General features: G+C 62.1%; 15 protein-coding genes. 7 read left to right on the forward strand and 8 right to left on the reverse strand.

Annotation, left to right across the window (positions count from 1 at the left end):
• The first annotated feature begins 46 nt into the window (after positions 1-46).
• Together IZU87_RS11010 and IZU87_RS11015 are read left to right on the forward strand one after the other, a co-directional pair.
• Positions 47-2,491 carry a YjbH domain-containing protein gene (locus tag IZU87_RS11010; RefSeq protein WP_213114541.1) on the forward strand — a complete coding sequence of 815 codons (2,445 nt, stop codon included), beginning with the start codon at positions 47-49 and terminating at the stop codon, positions 2,489-2,491.
• Between the two features lie 79 nt (positions 2,492-2,570).
• Positions 2,571-2,900: a YkgJ family cysteine cluster protein gene (locus tag IZU87_RS11015; protein WP_054556269.1), complete on the forward strand. Its 330-nt coding sequence runs from the start codon at positions 2,571-2,573 to the stop codon at positions 2,898-2,900.
• A gap of 85 nt (positions 2,901-2,985) precedes the next feature.
• Here IZU87_RS11015 and scpC read toward each other — a convergent pair whose 3' ends face one another.
• Both scpC and IZU87_RS11025 read right to left on the reverse strand, forming a co-directional pair.
• Positions 2,986-4,728, reverse strand: a complete 1,743-nt coding sequence (gene scpC, locus IZU87_RS11020; RefSeq protein WP_502711609.1) for a succinyl-CoA:acetate CoA-transferase ScpC — start codon at positions 4,726-4,728, stop codon at positions 2,986-2,988.
• 324 nt (positions 4,729-5,052) lie between these two features.
• Positions 5,053-5,994: a LysR family transcriptional regulator gene (locus IZU87_RS11025; protein WP_043334148.1), complete on the reverse strand. Its 942-nt coding sequence runs from the start codon at positions 5,992-5,994 to the stop codon at positions 5,053-5,055.
• A 307-nt stretch (positions 5,995-6,301) separates the two neighbouring features.
• On the opposite strand from IZU87_RS11025, the gene IZU87_RS11030 reads away from it, so the two are divergent.
• Both IZU87_RS11030 and ppnN read left to right on the forward strand, forming a co-directional pair.
• Positions 6,302-6,601 (forward strand): hypothetical protein, encoded by a 300-nt coding sequence (locus IZU87_RS11030; RefSeq protein WP_043334118.1) that lies wholly within the window; start codon positions 6,302-6,304, stop codon positions 6,599-6,601.
• A gap of 16 nt (positions 6,602-6,617) precedes the next feature.
• The gene (ppnN, locus tag IZU87_RS11035) at positions 6,618-8,030 is read left to right on the forward strand and encodes a nucleotide 5'-monophosphate nucleosidase PpnN (protein ID WP_283248897.1); all 1,413 of its coding nucleotides are present in this window, start codon (positions 6,618-6,620) and stop codon (positions 8,028-8,030) included.
• A gap of 145 nt (positions 8,031-8,175) precedes the next feature.
• Here the strand turns inward: ppnN and IZU87_RS11040 are convergent, their stop codons facing one another.
• The 3 genes from IZU87_RS11040 to IZU87_RS11050 all read right to left on the reverse strand — a co-directional run bounded on the left by IZU87_RS11040 (position 8,176) and on the right by IZU87_RS11050 (position 11,526).
• Complete coding sequence (locus IZU87_RS11040; protein WP_213114542.1) at positions 8,176-8,592, reverse strand: hypothetical protein; 417 nt, start codon at positions 8,590-8,592, stop codon at positions 8,176-8,178.
• A gap of 69 nt (positions 8,593-8,661) precedes the next feature.
• Positions 8,662-9,123, reverse strand: coding sequence for a flavodoxin domain-containing protein (locus tag IZU87_RS11045; protein WP_213114543.1), 462 nt, complete (start codon positions 9,121-9,123; stop codon positions 8,662-8,664).
• A 381-nt stretch (positions 9,124-9,504) separates the two neighbouring features.
• Positions 9,505-11,526 (reverse strand): TonB-dependent receptor domain-containing protein, encoded by a 2,022-nt coding sequence (locus IZU87_RS11050; RefSeq protein ID WP_213114544.1) that lies wholly within the window; start codon positions 11,524-11,526, stop codon positions 9,505-9,507.
• Between the two features lie 719 nt (positions 11,527-12,245).
• Here IZU87_RS11050 and IZU87_RS11055 point away from each other — a divergent pair.
• The 3 genes from IZU87_RS11055 to IZU87_RS11065 all read left to right on the forward strand — a co-directional run bounded on the left by IZU87_RS11055 (position 12,246) and on the right by IZU87_RS11065 (position 14,684).
• Entirely contained in the window at positions 12,246-13,154 is a 909-nt protein-coding gene (locus IZU87_RS11055) for a LysR family transcriptional regulator (protein WP_043334115.1), read from the forward strand.
• Positions 13,155-13,334: 180 nt separating this feature from the next.
• Positions 13,335-14,207 carry a hypothetical protein gene (locus tag IZU87_RS11060; protein ID WP_213114545.1) on the forward strand — a complete coding sequence of 291 codons (873 nt, stop codon included), beginning with the start codon at positions 13,335-13,337 and terminating at the stop codon, positions 14,205-14,207.
• Between the two features lie 45 nt (positions 14,208-14,252).
• Positions 14,253-14,684, forward strand: coding sequence for a secondary thiamine-phosphate synthase enzyme YjbQ (locus IZU87_RS11065; protein WP_136938633.1), 432 nt, complete (start codon positions 14,253-14,255; stop codon positions 14,682-14,684).
• 58 nt (positions 14,685-14,742) lie between these two features.
• Here the strand turns inward: IZU87_RS11065 and IZU87_RS11070 are convergent, their stop codons facing one another.
• The 3 genes from IZU87_RS11070 to IZU87_RS11080 form a co-directional block, all read right to left on the reverse strand.
• The gene (locus IZU87_RS11070) at positions 14,743-15,216 is read right to left on the reverse strand and encodes a phosphate-starvation-inducible protein PsiE (protein WP_107336345.1); all 474 of its coding nucleotides are present in this window, start codon (positions 15,214-15,216) and stop codon (positions 14,743-14,745) included.
• Between the two features lie 102 nt (positions 15,217-15,318).
• On the reverse strand, positions 15,319-16,017 hold the full coding sequence (gene hda, locus IZU87_RS11075; protein ID WP_043334111.1) for a DnaA regulatory inactivator Hda: 699 nt from the start codon (positions 16,015-16,017) through the stop codon (positions 15,319-15,321).
• A gap of 40 nt (positions 16,018-16,057) precedes the next feature.
• Positions 16,058-17,167: an AI-2E family transporter gene (locus tag IZU87_RS11080; RefSeq protein WP_043334110.1), complete on the reverse strand. Its 1,110-nt coding sequence runs from the start codon at positions 17,165-17,167 to the stop codon at positions 16,058-16,060.
• Positions 17,168-17,287 lie beyond the last annotated feature (120 nt).

Genomic DNA, 17,287 nt, shown 5'->3' on the forward strand with positions numbered 1-17,287 from the left:
TTATTCACGTACGTGAGCCCCTGGCTTGCGTGCATGCGAGACGCCCATGTCGAGTCCTTTTCGCCCTGCCAATCACGTTACGCACTCAAGCCCCGAGCAGCGCCCTGCCCTGGCACGCAATGGCTGGCTGGCACTCGGCATGGCGGGCGGGTTGCTGGGCGCGCAGATCGCCCATGCGGTGACCGGCGAATCCCAGAGTGACTTCGGTGGCGTGGGCCTGATGCAGACGCCCACGGCGCGTTTTGCGCCCCAGGGCGAATTGAGCTTCACCTACAGCCGCACCCAGCCCTACAAGCGCTTCAGCGTCAACGCGGCGCCCTTCGACTGGATGGAGCTGGGCTTTCGCTATGTCTCGGTGGAAACCGTCAGCTATGGTGCGGCTGCCCCGGACCGCGACTACCTGGATAAATCCTTCGACACCAAGTTCCGCCTGCTGCAGGAAGGCCGCTATCAGCCCGAAATCGCGGTGGGCCTGCGAGATCTCGGTGGTACGGGCCTGTTCAGCTCCGAGTATCTGGTCGCCAGCAAGCGCTACGGCGACCTCGACTTCAGCCTGGGCCTCGGCTGGGGCTATCTGGGCACGCGCGGCGACTTCAGCAATCCGCTGGCCGTGGTGAGAAGCAGCCTCGAGACGCGCAGCGACTCGACCAGCGATGACGGCGGCGACTTCCAGCTCGGCAGCATGTTCAGCGGCAGCCCGGCCGTCTTCGGCGGCATCGAATACCAGACGCCCTGGGACCCGCTGACCCTGATGCTGGAATACGAAGGCAACGACTACTCCGACGAGCCACTGACGGTGGAGATCGAGCAGGACTCGCCGGTCAATCTGGGCGCGACCGTCAAGGTCAATGACAACCTGTCGCTGCATGGCGGCTGGGAGCGAGGCAACACCGCCATGCTGGGGCTGTCGCTGTCGACCAATCTGGCCGGGCTCGCCCAGGCCAAGGACGACGGCACGCCGGAAGCGGTCGCCCCCAGCACCCACAGCCGTTATCGCAACGACCAGACACCCGAGGCCTTCCGCGTGCGCTCGCTCAACGCGGACGCCTCAACCGCCAGCGCTGCCCAACCGGCAGGCGTGGCGGCAGAGCCCTCAGCCCATGAAGAGCCGTCGGCCCATGAAGAGCCGTCAGCTGATGCGCAAGGCACTCTGCTGACACTCGACTCGTTCGGCGGCGCGCCTGCGGACTCCCCGCTCGAGCCCGGCGCGGCTGACGGCCCGCAGGCAGAAGATCTCCCGCGCCTTGCCGACGTCGACTGGGATGCGCTGGCCGATACCCTACGCGCCCAGAGCGGCCTTGAGGTGTCACAGCTGCGGGTCGAGGGCGACACCCTGATCGTCGAGGCCGAGGCGACGCGCTTCCGCGATGACCTGCAGGCCGAAGGCCGTGCCAACCGCGTGCTGCACAACCGCCTGCCCGCCGAGATCACCACCTTCCGCTATCGCCTGAGCAGCAATGGTCTGGCGCTGCGTGAAGATGAGCATCCGCGCCAGCCCTTCGTGGCCGCCGCCAATGACCGTCGCTTCGGCGCCGAATACGAGCACTCCATCACCGCCCATGCCGCCTCGCCCCGTGCCATCTCGCCCAATAGCGCCGATGACGCGGCACGCCAGGCGACAGGGGATGGCGTCAAGCTGGCGCGCGAGCCGTTCGGCTTCAGCTGGGGCTTCTCGCCGATCCTCAAGCAGAACTTCGGCGGTCCCGATGGCTACCTCTATCAGCTCAACCTGCAGCTGGACGCCCTGTGGCGCACCGACCGCAATGGCTGGTTCACCGGCGTGGCGACCTATCAGCTCGCCGACAACTTCGACAGCTACGAGTACATCGCCAATTCCGAGTTGCCGCGCGTGCGCACCTACGTCGGGGAATACATCAAGGAAACCGACCTGGGCATCACCAGCCTGCAGTACAACCGCACCCACCAGTTCGGGCGCGACTGGTACGCCCAGGCCTACGGCGGCATTTTCGAGATGATGTATGCCGGGGTCGGTGCCGAGCTGCTCTATCGCCCGATGAACAGCTCGCTGGCACTGGGGCTGGACATCAACCGCGTCCGCCAGCGCGAGTTCGACCAGCAATTCGGCCTGCGTGACTACTCGGTCACCACCGGTCACGCCACCGCCTACTGGCAGTCCGGCTGGCACGATGTGCTGGTCAAGGGCTCGGTGGGGCGCTATCTGGCCGGCGATGTCGGTGCGACGCTGGACCTGTCGCGCAGCTTCTCCAACGGGGTCAGCGTCGGCGCCTGGGCGACCCTGACCGATGCCGGCGATGACTACGGCGAGGGTAGCTTCGACAAGGGCCTCTACGTCAGCATCCCGCTGGATGCCTTCTTCACGACATCGAGCAAGGGCAGCACCGGCTTTGCCTGGGCACCGCTGACCCGCGATGGTGGCGCACGCCTCAACCGCCGCTATCAGCTGTATGACATGACGCGCGATCGTGATCCCGAGACTTACTGGGAAGGCATCGACAAGGTCTACAAGTAATCCGTGCGTGAGTGTGTTTCACTGCCGGCTGAAGCGTGCCGATGTTGGCGCCTGACTCACTGTGGCTGACCCTGACCCGATGAATATTCCGATTACCGACGTCTCGCCGGCCACTGCCGGCGCTGCGACACCTGCCAATCACGAGATCGCCTGCAGCAACTGCCAGGCCTGCTGCTGCCGACTTGAGGTCATCCTGCTCACCGATACCGGCGTGCCGGACTACCTGATCGACGAGGATGAATGGGGCGGCGAAGTCATGCGCCGCCTCGACGATGGCTGGTGTGCCGCCGTCGACCGCGAGACGCTGATGTGCACCATCTACGACCGGCGCCCGCAGCTGTGCCGCGATTACGAGATGGGCAGCCCGGAATGCGAAGACGAGCGCCTGGAAAACGGCCTCGATCAGTAGGCCGCCTGCCAGCGCTCGTCCTGGTTGTTTCTCCCAAACACCCTGCCTGTGGTTGTCTCTCCCAAGCGCCCTGCCTGATGTGCGATCAGGCAGTGGCGTCCGGCAGCGACGGGGCCGCTCCTGCAAGGTTTTGGCTTGGTTCGGGTGCCGTGCGCATGGCACGCATATGCCCCTTCACCTCTACCTCGCGATGCCAGCTCAGCGCCTGCTCCAGACAATGCGGCGTATGGCCGCCACGCTGGCACGCCTCCTCGAAGTAGGCGCGCAGCGCAGGGCGATAGCTCGGGTCCGAGCAGTTCTCGATCACCTGCACCGCCCGCTCGCGCGGTGCCAGGCCGCGCAGATCCGCCAGCCCATGCTCGGTGACCAGGATATCGACATCGTGCTCGGTGTGGTCCACGTGGCTGGCGAACGGCACCACGCTCGAGATATCGCCGCCCTTGGCCAGTGACTTGGTGATGAACACCGACAGCTGGGCATTGCGCGCGAAATCGCCGGAACCGCCGATGCCATTCATCATCCGCGTGCCGCAGACGTGGGTGGAATTGACGTTGCCATAGATGTCGAATTCCAGCGCCGTATTGACCGCGATCACGCCGAGGCGCCGCACGATGCCCGGATGATTGGACAACTCCTGCGGGCGCAGGATCAGGCGATCACGATAGCGCTCGAGGTCCTTCCACAGCGTGCGGCCACGCTCCTCGGTGACCGTGATGGAGGAGCCGGAGGCGAAATCGAGCTTGCCGGCATCCAGCAGATCGAAGGTGGAATCCTGCAGCACCTCCGAGTACATGGTCAGGTGCTCGAAGGGGCCTTCCTTCAAGCCACTCATCACCGCGTTGGCCATGCTGCCGATGCCCGCCTGCAGCGGCAGCAGTGCCGGTGTCAGACGCCCCAGCGCGACTTCCTGCTTGAGCAGCTCGACCAGATGGCCCGCCATGCGCTGGGTGCCGTCATCCGGCGGCGTGCAGGTCGAGGGGCTGTCACTGCCGCGGGTCAGCACGATGGCGGCGATTCTGGCGGGGTCCATCGGGATATACGGCGTGCCGATGCGCGAGTCCGGCGCGACCACCGGAATCGGCTGCCGGCTGGGGCGCATCTGCGGAATGTAGATGTCGTGCAGCCCTTCAAGCGCCGCCGGCGACTCGAGATTGAGCTCGATGATCACCTTGTCGGCGAGAATCGCATAGCTGGCCGAGTTGCCCACCGAGGTGGTCGGCACGATACCGCCATCGGCGGTGATGGCGCTGGCTTCGATCACCGCGACATTCATGTCACTCAGCTGGTGATTGCGCAGCAGCTCCACCGTCTCGGACAGGTGCTGGTCCATGAACATGACTTCGCCGGCATTGATGGCCCGGCGCAGCACCGGGTCGACCTGAAACGGCATGCGCCGCGCCAGCATGTGGGCATCCGCCATCTGGCCGTCGAGGTCATTGCCCAGCGAGGCGCCGGTCATCAGCGTGATGGAGAACGGCTCGCGGCGCGCCTTCTCGACCAGCGCCAGCGGCAGAGCCTTGGCCTCCCCCGCCCGCGTGAAGCCACTCATGCCCACCGTCATGCCATCGTGAATCAGTTCGGCGGCCTGACTGGCGCTCATCTGGCGCGACTGCCAGTCAGGCCAGCGGCAGCGACGCGCGACCTCGGCGTACTGCTCCGGGGTCAGCTCGCCGGCCTCCATGCGCGCCAGCAGCGAGAAGACCTCGCTTGATTCAGCTGAAGCGGCAGGCGCGGCTGATGCCTCGGGAGATGGGGAGGCTGGCGCATGCTCTGCGGAGACCGCCTGGGCATGAGGCGTGACACTGGAGCGAGAACCGGATGAAGACACGACGGCAGAACCTCCTGATGGGCAAGACACCACGAAATGAGCAAACAAGGCGCTGGCAAGACGCTGACTGAGCCAAGCATAGCCAAGCCTGAAATAGCCAGGTCTGTAATAAACAGGTCTGTAATCACCAGGCGCTGGCTTTCAGCATCCCACGCAGTACGCCGCCCCCGCATCAGGCCTTGGTCGTAAGGTGGCGGCAGCGGCTGGAACCAGGTGGTGCACAAAGGGCGACGCAGCATGCGGCGCAGATGGCGGCAGCGAGACACGAAAAAGCCCGCTCATGAAGAGCGGGCTTTCGGGAGGCGCAGATGATGATGCGAGGCGTCACACCATGCTGTCGAAGTCCATGTTGTCGAAGCTTTCCGGCGCATCGGCGTAGCCGTAGAGCGTATTGCGACGCTGCAGGCGGAATTCGCCCAGCAGCTGCTCGTAGCGGCGCGGCACCTCGGCATTGTCACGTGTGACGATGTAGAGGTTCTCGTAGACGGCTTCGGTCAGCGGCATCTCGCGCACCTGACGCTGCCACGGCGAGGTCTCCAGCACCGTGCGCGAGACGACGGTGAAGCCCAGACCACGCGCCACGGCGTCCAGCACCATGCCGATATCGTTGGTGAAGCCCTGCTGCGGGAAGTGGCTCATGGAGCGGAATTCGCCGGCGAAGTTCTCACGCAACAAGGCACTGGCATTGTTGACGCCATCGGCGTAATTCATGAAGCCCAGTGCCATCAGCTCGTTGAGGCTGTTGCCGGCGAAGTCGGCGGGCACCACCAGGCACAGCGGCTCCTGATGCCACAGCTCGAAGTTCAGGTCCGGATGCTTGACCGGCTCGGTGACGATGCCCAGGTCGAAGCGACCCGCCAGCACGTCCTGCACGATCTCGGAATTGAAGGCGAAGCTGTAGCTGACCGTCAGCCCCGGATGCTGCTGCTGATAGCCCAGCGTGAACGGGTAGAACATCAGCCCGACGCTTGAGGGGCTGGCCACGCGACATTCGCCGCTGTCCGGGGAGTCATCATCCAGCGAGTGCATGAACTGGGTGTGCTCGGCGAACAGCTTGATGGAGTAGTCATAGCAGCGACGCCCCGCTGCGGTCAGCGAGAACTTGCGTCCCTGGCGATTGAGCAGCGAGCGGCCCAGATACTGCTCCAGCTTGCGAATATGCTGGCTGACGCCGGGCTGGGTCATCTCCAGCTTGCGCGCGGTATGGGTAAAGCTGCCTGTCTCCACCAGTGTGATGAAGGTACGAAAATACTGGGCGTTGAACATGAAGGCACTGACCACTCACGAACGGGGGACGCGACTCGGCGCATCGTGTTGCCGGCGACGACCTGCATGACGCAACTGCCCTGTCTGCACAGGTGCCACCGACCCGCAAAGCACATGATTCTACCAGAGCTGGCCGCCATGCGCAGCGCTGCGCCCCGCCACTCTCGCGTGTTAGCATCATGGACAATGCCAGCTGCCACCTTGGCTGCGTCTGCCGTGTTCAACGCCACGGCGACGCGCCAGGGCCCGGCGCTTTACCCCTGTCCTGGCCAATCTTCGGACTGGCCCGAAACACGAGATGCTTTAGATGTCTGATGCTCTGGCTGCACGCGGCGAAGCCATTCACAAGGCGCTGCTCGCCATGGAAAGCGACTGTGCCGAAAATGACCTGTTCCCGCTGGGGTACATGATTCCCCAGGTGGAACTGGTGCTGGAAAACGCCGATTACGATCCCGAGGATGTGGTCGCGGAAGACTTTGACGCCACCTTTGAAGAGTGGATGCAGCACGCCTTTGCCCAGGACAGCATGAGCGTGGACGACCGCGAGCGCATTGCTGAACTCTGGGCAGAAGCCCGGAAACGCGCCCAGACCACCGTGGGCGCCTGACACAAGGAAGACAGTCATGAATTCTGTCACCAGCGAAGCGACGACCTATTCACGTGATGCCAGCTCCATGCTGGTCTCGACCATCATCTCGCCGGAAGGCAGCCTGGAAGTGCTCTCCCAGGATGAGGTCAATCGCCTGCGCGATACCTCCTCCAACGGCTTGCACGACATCCTGCGCCGCTGTGCGCTGGCCGTGCTCAACTGCGGCAGCCAGACCGATGACAGCGTCGCGGTGCTCAACGCACACAAGAATTTCGAGATCGAGGTGCTGCAGCAGGACCGCGGCATTCGCCTCAAGCTCGACAATGCGCCCGGCGATGCCTTCGTCGACGGCAAGATGATCCGCGGCATTCGCGAGCATCTCTCCAGCGTGTTGCGTGACATCGTCTATGTGGCCAACGAGATCCAGAACACCCCGCGTTTCGATCTCACGACCACCGAAGGCACCACCAATGCGGTGTTCCATATCCTGCGCAACGCCGGGGCGCTGAAGTCCTCGCGTGAGCCGAGTCTGGTCACCTGCTGGGGCGGTCACTCCATCAACCGCGAGGAGTACGAGTACACCAAGGACGTGGGTTACCACCTCGGCCTGCGTGATCTCGACATCTGCACCGGATGTGGCCCGGGTGCCATGAAGGGCCCGATGAAGGGCGCCAACGTTGCGCACGCCAAGCAGCGTCGCACGGAAGGTCGCTATCTGGGCATCTCGGAACCGGGCATCATCGCCGCCGAATCGCCCAACCCGATCGTCAATGAACTGATCATCATGCCGGACATCGAGAAGCGCCTTGAAGCCTTCGTGCGCACCGCACATGGCATCATCGTCTTCCCGGGCGGCGTGGGCACCGCCGAAGAGATTCTCTATCTGCTCGGCATTCTGCTGCACCCGGAAAACAGCGAGCTGCCGTTCCCGATCATCTTCACCGGCCCGGCGTCCAGCGCCGAGTACTTCAAGCAGATCGACGAGTTCATCGCCTATACCCTGGGCGAGGAAGCGCGCTCGCGCTACACCATCATCATCGACAACCCGGTCGAGGTGGCACGCACCATGCGCGGTGGCATCGACGAGGTGGCGGAATTCCGTCGCCAGCATCAGGATGCCTTCTACTACAACTGGCGCCTGCATATCGCCCCGCACTTCCAGCAGCCCTTCGCGCCGACCCACGCCAACATGTCGGGCCTGGCGCTGCACCGCAACCAGCCGGTGCACGAACTGGCGGCCAACCTGCGTCGTGCCTTCTCGGGCATCGTCGCCGGCAACGTCAAGAAGGAAGGCATCGAGGAGATCGAGCGCGACGGCCCCTTCCGCCTGACCGCCGAAGCCGAGCTGATGGAGCGTCTCGACGCCCTGCTCACCTCCTTCGTCGCCCAGGGCCGCATGAAGCTGCCGGGTAGCGATTACGTGCCCTGCTACACTCTGTGCAAGTAAATGGCCCGGTGATGACACGCTGAGGCGTGTCGTCACCTCACCAGCCATCACAAGAGCGCCATCACAAGAACGCCCCGATCATCGCTGATCGGGGCGTTCTTGTTTATAGGGAAGATCTTGCTGACAGGAGCGCAAGAACCGAGGCTCAGCCTTCCTCACCACGGCGGCGCTGCATCCACATGCTGATCACATGCGCCAGCAGGCCCAGCGTCAGGCCATCGACCAGTATCTCAAGCGCTCCTTCCTGAGGGCGGTTGAGCATCGGCGCGGCAAAGTTGAACGCCGCCATCGCCGCCAGCCCCACCACCAGCCAGACCAGCAGACGACGCATCATCGTCGGCACCTTGGCCTTGGCGGTGTCTGACAGCTGGCGATAGATGTAGATGCCCAGCGCGCTGACGGCGACGGCAAAGCCGACGATCAGCATCAGACGCGTATTCTCGCCACTGATCAGGAAACGCGGAATATTGGCGACCATTACCACCGCCAGCCCCGCCAGCACGGAGACGCGCTGCGGCGTCAGGTTGCGGGCACGCGGATGATCAGGATTCAGTTTCGGCATGTGAAGCAGTCTCGATGAAAGAACGGACAACAGAAGAGGCAGGCGGCGGGCGACCCCACCGCCGCAGGATCAGGCCGTGGCCGGCAGGGTCGGAATCCAGCTCTCGACCCACGACAGCGCCGCGTCATCGGCCATGAAGGTTTCCATGGCGTCGATCTCCAGGCGCTCGCCGTGACGCGTGGCGCCCAGGTCGGCCAGACGCTCATCCAGATGACGCCCCGCACCACAGTAGGTCTCGCCGTAGGAGCTGTCGCCCAGGGCGATCAGACCATAACGCAGCCAATCCAGCGCCGGGGACTCGGCAGACAGCGCATTGAGGAAGCCGGTCAGATTGCCCGGCACATCGCCACTGCCGGTGGTGGAGGTGACGAACAGCGCCAGATCAGGGCGCGCGTCAGTCAGGTCGGCCAGTGTCGGCTGGTCGAGCACCTCGACCGTGTAGCCTGCCTGCTCGAACAACGGCTGAACCTGCTCGGCCACATCCAGTGAACCGCCATACATCGTGCCGACAAAAATCTTCAGAAGCGCCATGCATCCTTCCTTATTCGAACGATCACCCGCCAGTGGCGGGAACGTGAGTGCAGTGCGAAGAGTCGCGCAGACGCTCTCCGACATTTGGTCGCGATGGTAGCACAGCCCGCCTGCGGGACGCAGGCAGCAGGCGGGCCTGGTCTGATGAATCGGTAGCACCGCGTGGCCGCGCGACGCAGGCAGCAGTCAGCAGTCAGCAGTCAGCAGGAGCTGGCAGCCCCGCCCTTCTGTGCGCCCCGCAAACGAAACAGCGCCACCGTGAAGAACACGATGGCGCTGCGAGGGTCTTGCCAGTGAAGCATCCTGCGTTGCGAGCCTGGATCACGATCGCTGGCGATGACACCCTGTCAGGTGCGAACTTGCGGGTTCAGAGCCTTCTGATCAGAAGCGATACGCCACTGACAGACGCACGTCACGCCCCGGGCTGGTGATGGCGCCCGTCGTGATGCCGCGACGATCGTTGGGTTCCAGGAAGTAGGTGTTCTGGTCGGTATATTCCTTGTCGAACAGGTTGTAGATACCGGCAGTCAGCGTCAGGTCCTGCATGTCACGCGGCACCCAGCTGGCGTAGACATCGTGCGTGGCGTAACCGGCGCGCTCGCTCTGATCATCCGGCAGGTCGGTGAGGCGCTCGTAGGCGGTCACGGTCCAGCCGATCGTCATCTGCGGGTCAACGAAGGTGTAGCGGTTGTCCAGGCTCCAGCGATCACCGGTCTGGTTGCCCAGGCCCATGTCGTCGACCACGGTCTCGCCCTGATTGTCTTCCAGGTCCATGGTCAGGTAGCCCAGCGTCATGTCCCAGCCGCCGATGCCGTAGGTGGCACGCGCCTCGACACCCTTGCTGGTGACGATGCCTTCCATGTTGTAGATGGTGGTTTCGCTGCCGACGGTCTCATCGGTGATGTAGTTGTCGAAGTGGGTATCGAAGTAGGTAACTTCCAGGCCAGCGCGGTCACGCTGGGTGAGGAGGTCATTGCCCTTCCAGCGCGCGCCGACTTCGGTGCTGCGCGAGGTCTCGGCCTCGAGACCCGGCTCGACGGTCAGCGTCTCGCCGACACCGACGCCATCGTCGGCCAGGATGGCTTCACGACCCTTGTTGCCGCGCACTGCCGTGGAGTAGCTGGTGAACAGCTCGACACCGCCGCCGACGCGCCAGTTGAGGCTCGCGTTCGGGCTGACATCGGTGTCATCCAGCGTCTCGCCATTGGCATATTCGGTCTTGTAGTCATCGACACGCGCGCCGAAGGACAGGTCCACCGCGCCCAGCGTCATGCGGTGCTGGGCGTAGAGTGCGAGGTTGCGCGCCTTCTCGTCAAAGCTGCCGGTGCTGGATTCGTCGTAGACGTAATCGCTACCCAGCGTCAGACGGTTGTTCATGTCCTCGGGGCCGAAACGGAAGGTGTTGTTTAGGTCACCGCCGTAGCTCTCGACATCGGCGTTCAGCTCAGCGCCGGTGGAGACGGTGGTGCGGTCCAGCTCGGTCTTGGTGTGGAAGACGTTGGTGTGCACGTCCACCAGACGCGAGCCCGGCTCATAGTCATAATTGGCGGTGTAGGTGTCGCGGCTCAGCTCGGTGTCGACCTTCACGTTGTTGAACGGCTGACATTCCATATTGGGACGCGTGCAGTAGATGCCGCTGTCCTCGTTGTGCTCGGCACTGATGCGCAGGCTGTGCGCGCCCTGGTCGAGCAGGCTGAACTTGCCGAAGTAGCTGCGCTGATGGCCGCCGGTACCTTCCTCTTCATCACCGCCGCCGGTGCGGTAGTCATCGCTGTTGCGTGCGCTGGTCGAGAACAGCAGGCCCGCGTTCGGCGCGACTTCACCGTAGACGGACAGCGTGCCCTTGACGGCATCTGCCGCGGACTCGGTGCTGCCCTTGACCATGCCGCCGAAGGTCTCACCCGGCTCGAGCAGGTCCTGGGCATCCTTGGTGACGAACTTGATGCTGCCGCCCAGGGCGTTGGGGCCATTGTCGGCGGCGCCTGGTCCGGCCTGGACTTCGGCGCGCTTGAGCAGTTCCGGCTCGATGTTGAAGCTGGAGCTGTGGTGGAACAGGTAGCCGTTCTGGCTGGCACCATCGACGCTGATGTTGAGGTTGGTGTCTTCCAGACCGCGCACGTAGATCATCTCCGACGAGGCAGTGGTGCCGCCGACGGTGACGGACGGCGTATCACGGAAGACATCCTTGAGATCATGCGCCTGATGCAGCGCGATCTCTTCGCTATCGATGACCGCGGTCGCGTTGAGGCGATCGTCCTCGATCTGCAGCGTGTCCATCTGCAGCGTCTCTGCATGGGCAGTACTGGCACACAGCAGCGCAATGGCTGCCACCAGCGGACGCGGAGTGAAAGCAGTGGCGCGGGAAGCGCTGGCTGCCACGCACGGAGAGAGGCGATCGGTCATGAGCGGTGGGTTCCCAAGATTAATAATAATAATGATTCTCTTTGCGAACGAGATAATGCACGCGTTTGCACATTTGCGTCATCAACACTTCCTGCAACGCCGCTCTGCAACTTCTGCAATCAGGCCGCGTCATTTCTCATCACTCACAGCGCCAGATTGTGCCTCAACTGCCAGAAACGGCCCGATTTGCACACTTTTTCACCCGTGCAGCCACCAAATTCACTTTTTTATCACCTGTCTGTCATCAGATACGGAACCATCGCCAGCCACTGACGTCTTAGCCGACATGCCTCGACAAGTGCCTGGCCCACGCAAATTTCTCGCTTCACGGCAGAGTTTCATCCTGCGGAGATCGGATTTGCGCAATGCATGCGACTTTAGATGCAACACTACGAGCAGAGTGATATAGTTAGCGTGCTCAGATTAAGGGCGCTTGCTGTCACGCCAAGGCAGTACCCTGTCATGGCCTCGGCCCTGAGGATATCTGCAGCAGATGCAAGACCTGTCGCCGCGCGCTGAGGTGCTCGGCTGGCAGTGACGGTTGTTGATCGATGAGCGCGTCTTTGCCCGGGGGCCTCCCCCTGCGGCCTGAGGGGCACGGTCATCGACAGGCAATCCGTTGTGCAGCGACTGGCGCTGCAACGGGCCCGTTTGGCCCGTACAAGGTGGGTGTTTCCCTGACGGCACACCCCGACCCTCTGAACAACCGGACCTATTCGATGAGCGATATCGACGCCTACAACACCTTCCTGATGGTCGCAGACCTCGGCAGCCTGTCCCGCGCAGCAGAACGTCTGCGCCTGCCCAAGTCTACCGTCAGCCGTCGCCTCGACGCCCTTGAGGGCCGTTTCGGCACTCGCCTGGTCGAGCGTGGTCATCGTGGCATTCGCCTGTCAGAAGCCGGCGAGACCCTTTACCGTTACGCACGCTCGATGGCCAATCTCGATGATGAAGCGCACCGCGCCATCGAAGACCGCCAGTCAGATCTCACCGGTACCATCCGTATCCACGCCACGCCGTCGCTGGGTCGTCACTTCCTGGGTCACGCGCTGACCAGCTTCCTGTCGGAACACGAAGGCGTCGATATCAAGCTGAAGCTGTGGCACAACGGTCGCGAGATTCTCGAGAATCAGCCGCACCTGGTGATCGGCTTCCCGCATCTGGCCGGCAGCACCCACGTCTTCCGCCCGCTGACCCACTGGCATCAGGCGGCCTACGCGGCCTCTCACGTCGAGAACCCGGAAGAACTGCCGTGGGGCGAGCTGGAACCGCTGGTGTCCGGTACCTCCCTCTCGCGTCACCCGGAAGACCCGCGCCCGAATCACATCCAGTCAGATGACCTCGAAGTCCTCACCGACTACGTGGCCGATGGCCTGATTCGCGCCGTGCTGCCGACCGATTGGGTCAATACCCTCAGCGAGCGCAACGGCCAGTCCTTCAAGCGTCTGGAATGCAGCGAGATCCCGCCGGTCGAGATCGGCATGCTGCTGCCGCGTGGCCCGATCCCGACCCGCGTGCGCATGCTCGCCGACTGGCTCGCCCGCGAGATCGGCAAGTCAGAGCCGGAGCGCGTCACCGCCAAGGCCGCCCGCCGCACCGTCAGCGAAGCCGCTACCACTGCCGGTTGATTCAAGCTTTGCAACGCTGGCTCTCACCCTCGCGGTGAGCTGAATCAGCACGGCACGCAGCAAAAAGGCCAGCCCTCAGGGGCTGGCCTTTTTGTTTTTTAGGTGATCCACTATTTTTACATCAATTATTTCGACTATGCTTAAGTGGAAAGTTATTCTAACAACTCAGAGTACTAGCTAATGAAAAAATGGAATTTAGATGATCTTCGAAAAATAGACTATAGATTTTCTTTAGAAGATATACCTATGCACCAACGTCCACTAAAAGCTGCGATCGAAATATTAGGAAGTAGTGTATCATTTGAAAACTTGGATCCTATAGAAGTAAAGAAAATAGTACAGGCTTACAAAACAGTACTTCCCGAAGCTGATAGCAGTTGGCCTGGAGCAGGTATTGGCCTCATAAGCTCTCTAGATAAAACCAAGAAAATTGTTCTCCCACTTAATTATGGGAAATCTTCGTTTATAGCTTGGAAAATAGCAGGATTCACCACGCACAAAGAGTACAATAACTGGTGCCACAACAAACAAAACATAGCTCTTGGCGTGGATTACGCAATTGCAGATATCTATGACCTTAGCATGGGCCTTGAGCACGTTAAAAACACCAATACTGAAGCAGCAACATACTGGGAATTGGCACAATCATGCTTAGAAGACTTGAGCAACGCGCTACCAAACTTAACGTCCAATGACACGATAATTCAATCAATACATATGACATCGGAGTTATCACTAAAAGCAGCGCTGATTTATCAAGGTGCAAAAATAAAAGACATCAAGAGTCATGATTTAGATCTTCTTGCTAAAAAAATGTTTTCAGCACGCCGCCACCGTGATGATGAGAATATCACTTCGGTTATACATAAAATGCCGCATTTTGTTAATAGCCGTTACTCTTCTGCAGGTATGACACGACTCCAAGTAGTCAAATTAGCCATTGGATCACAGTTTATCGCAGCATCAACATTACGCCGCTTGACAGAATGCGATCTATCTCAAACAATAGAAAAAGTAAGCAACACTGGACCACGATCGCTATTTACTGTCTAGCACACTAAAAACCAATCAACGCCCAAACTAAGATTAGAAACTACTATGTGGCAACGCGACACTCTCACCCTCTCCGCCCGCAAGCGCGGTTTTCACCTCATCAGTGACGAGGTGGAGCAGGCACTGGCCGAAATGCCGCCGGTCAGTGTCGGCCTGCTGCATGTGCAGCTGCTGCACACCTCCGCCTCGCTGACCCTCAATGAGAACGCCGACCCCGACGTGCGCCACGACATGGATGCCTTCCTGCGCCGCCTGGTGCCCGGCAACCTGCCCTACTTCCGCCACACACTGGAAGGCGATGACGACATGCCCGCCCACGTGCTCGCCAGCCTGCTCGGCACTCAGCTCACCCTGCCCGTCGAAGCCCGTCGCGGCGTCAACCGCCTCGCCCTCGGCACCTGGCAAGGCATCTGGCTCGGTGAACACCGTGATCACGGCGGCAGCCGCAGGCTGTGTCTGACGCTGAGTGGAGAATGAAAAAAGGCCGCGAGTGATCGCGGCCTTTTTTGTTGTCAGGAGCTACTGAAACACGGGCTTATCGCGTCGAGTCCTCGTCCCCTACCGTCCCGCCCATTGGGTCGATGGCTTTGCTGGAGGGGTATTTGTAGGAGGCGAAGCGCACGGCGAGTACCGAGAGGGCGAGGAAGAAGATGCCGCCGCAGAGGTAGAGCAGGCCGATATCGGGGGCCTTGTGGTGGGAGACATCGCCGATGAGGTAGCGCGTCAGCGCGGTGATGGCGATGTAGAGCAGAAAGCGTATCGGCAGGTGGTTGGTCTTGAAGTAGATACCGACCATCGCGCCGAGTTCGAGATAGATGAACAGCAGCAGGATGTCATCGACGCTGGCCGAGCCCTTGGCGAACATCTCGAAGAAGGCCGATACCGAGGCGATCGCAATCGCGCCGCCGATGGCGAACAGGCCGAGATAGTGAAAGCCTTCGACCAGGAAGTTGCCGATCGAGTTGGCTTGCTTGTGCATGCGCTCCCGATGCTTGTCTAACCTGTTCATGCCGCGTGTCCTCAGACAGAGATGATGGAAAGAGACTGCAATATCGGTGCCGCGGTCGTGATGAAGGCAAGTTTGGGCCACCAGGCCCGCGCAGACGCTGCCCTACCAGCCGAGCGTCTGCTTGACGAAGGGAATGGTCAGCTTGCGCTGGGCGGAGAGCGAGGCGTTGTCGAGTTCGCTCATCGCCGCGAACAGGCCCGGCAGGCTGCGCGGCCCGCGATGCAGGATGTAGCGGGCGACTTCGTCGGGCAGTGCAAGGCCGTGGTCACGTGCACGCAATTTGAGCGCTTCGAGGCGCTGGGCGTCATCCAGCCCCGAGAGGTGGAAGGTGACGCCCCAGGAGAGCCGCGAGGCGAGATCCGGCAGGATGACGGGCAGCAGACGCGGTGCGCAGCTGGCGCTGACCAGCAGATGCCGCCCGCCGTCGCGCAGGCGGTTGTAGAGGTGGAACAACGCCTCTTCCCAGCGCTGACGACCGATCACCACATCGAGATCATCGATGGCGACCAGGTCCATCTCATCCAGCCCTTCGAGCATGTGCGGCGGGAAGTGACCCAGCTCATTGAGCGGCAGATAGAAGGCACGCTTGCCCTGCTCGCCCGCCAGATGACAGGCCGCCTGCAACAGGTGGCTACGCCCACTCTGCTCACCGCCCCACAGATAGACGAAGGGCTCCCCGCCGTCGGCAAGCTGCCCCTTGAGGGCCTCCGCCAGCGAGGTCGAGGTGAAGTGGTAGTTGTCGAAGGTCGCGGCGTCACGTACCCCGACGCCGAGTGCCATCTGTCCCTGAGTCATTGCCATCCGTCATGCTGATTGTTGTTGCCGTGATCTCGTCTCTCGATCACTGGGTATCCTCTGCCGCCGGCGGCGCTGGCTGATCGGCAGCCACCGCGGGGCGAGAATCACGCTGTTGGTCATATAAAGTACTGTTTTTATAGCGATCATGCAGATAACGCAAGAGCACCATGATCACGGCCGCCACCGGCAGGGCCAATAGAATGCCGGTAAAGCCGAACAGCTGGCCGCCCGCCATCACCGCGAAGATGACCGCGACCGGATGCAGGCCGATCTTGTCGCCCAGCAGCAGCGGCTGCAGCACCACGCCTTCCAGCAGCTGGCCAAGCGCGAAGACTCCGCCGACCGCCAGCAGCGCCCACCACTCGCCGAACTGGAAGAAGGCCACCGTGGCCGCGATCAGAATCCCGACGATGACGCCAAGATACGGCACGATGCTGGCAAGCCCCGCCACCAAGCCGATCAACAGCGCGAACTTGAGCCCGATGATCGCCAGGCCAATGGCATAGACGATGCCCAGACTCAGCATCACCAGCAGCTGCCCGCGCAGGAAGGCGCCCAGCACCTCATCACAGTCATGCGCCAGACGCGTGGCGGTGGGCTCCATATGGCGCGGCAGCAGGCCCTGCAATTTCTCCTTCATGCGGTCCCAGTCGAGCAGCAGATAGAAGGTGACCACCGGAATCAGCGCCAGATTGCCCAGCCAGATGGCCATCGCCAGCCCGGACTTGGAGACGGTGCCCAGCAGCGCAGCGGCGAAGGTGCCGGTCTCTTTCCAGTTGCCCAGCAGCAGCGAGCGGACCTGATCGAAGTCGGCGCTGAAATCCAGCCCGGTGAACGACTGGATTTCCGGCAGCACCGTCTCGCGTATCCAGTTGAAGACCACCGGCATGAAGCTGATCAACTGCGCCAGCTGACGCCCGAGCAGCGGCACCAGCACCAGCAGTGCGATCAACAGCACCACCGAGAGCACGCTGAACACCAGCGTGACCGCCAGATGGCGCGACAGACCCTTGTCTTCCAGCCAGTCGGCCAGCGGGTCACCCAGATAGGCGAGAATCATGCCGATGAAGAACGGCATCAGAATCGGTTCGAGCATCACCAACAGGCCGAGGAAGGCCACGCCTGCGGCCAGCAACCACCATTTACGCTGCATCTTCACTCCTTGAGACAAGCCGTGGGGCACTCGTGACGGCTGACTGCCGACGGCGCACGCATCACCCATTGTTGCCTGTCGCCGAGTCACCCACAAGACACGCGCCGCTCACGCGTCTGA

This window comes from Cobetia sp. MC34 (genome assembly GCF_018340035.1).
Classification (GTDB): Bacteria; Pseudomonadota; Gammaproteobacteria; order Pseudomonadales; family Halomonadaceae; genus Cobetia; species Cobetia amphilecti.

Coding starts and splice junctions, on each gene's coding strand:
- IZU87_RS11070 (WP_107336345.1), bottom strand. CDS start 15,216: ATGAACAGGTTAGACAAGCATCGGGAGCGCATGCACAAGCAAGCCAAC.
- IZU87_RS11080 (WP_043334110.1), bottom strand. CDS start 17,167: ATGCAGCGTAAATGGTGGTTGCTGGCCGCAGGCGTGGCCTTCCTCGGC.
- IZU87_RS11060 (WP_213114545.1), top strand. CDS start 13,335: ATGAAAAAATGGAATTTAGATGATCTTCGAAAAATAGACTATAGATTT.
- IZU87_RS11015 (WP_054556269.1), top strand. CDS start 2,571: ATGAATATTCCGATTACCGACGTCTCGCCGGCCACTGCCGGCGCTGCG.
- IZU87_RS11025 (WP_043334148.1), bottom strand. CDS start 5,994: ATGTTCAACGCCCAGTATTTTCGTACCTTCATCACACTGGTGGAGACA.
- IZU87_RS11010 (WP_213114541.1), top strand. CDS start 47: ATGTCGAGTCCTTTTCGCCCTGCCAATCACGTTACGCACTCAAGCCCC.
- IZU87_RS11045 (WP_213114543.1), bottom strand. CDS start 9,123: ATGGCGCTTCTGAAGATTTTTGTCGGCACGATGTATGGCGGTTCACTG.
- IZU87_RS11040 (WP_213114542.1), bottom strand. CDS start 8,592: ATGCCGAAACTGAATCCTGATCATCCGCGTGCCCGCAACCTGACGCCG.
- ppnN (WP_283248897.1), top strand. CDS start 6,618: ATGAATTCTGTCACCAGCGAAGCGACGACCTATTCACGTGATGCCAGC.
- IZU87_RS11030 (WP_043334118.1), top strand. CDS start 6,302: ATGTCTGATGCTCTGGCTGCACGCGGCGAAGCCATTCACAAGGCGCTG.
- IZU87_RS11050 (WP_213114544.1), bottom strand. CDS start 11,526: ATGACCGATCGCCTCTCTCCGTGCGTGGCAGCCAGCGCTTCCCGCGCC.
- IZU87_RS11065 (WP_136938633.1), top strand. CDS start 14,253: ATGTGGCAACGCGACACTCTCACCCTCTCCGCCCGCAAGCGCGGTTTT.
- hda (WP_043334111.1), bottom strand. CDS start 16,017: ATGGCAATGACTCAGGGACAGATGGCACTCGGCGTCGGGGTACGTGAC.
- IZU87_RS11055 (WP_043334115.1), top strand. CDS start 12,246: ATGAGCGATATCGACGCCTACAACACCTTCCTGATGGTCGCAGACCTC.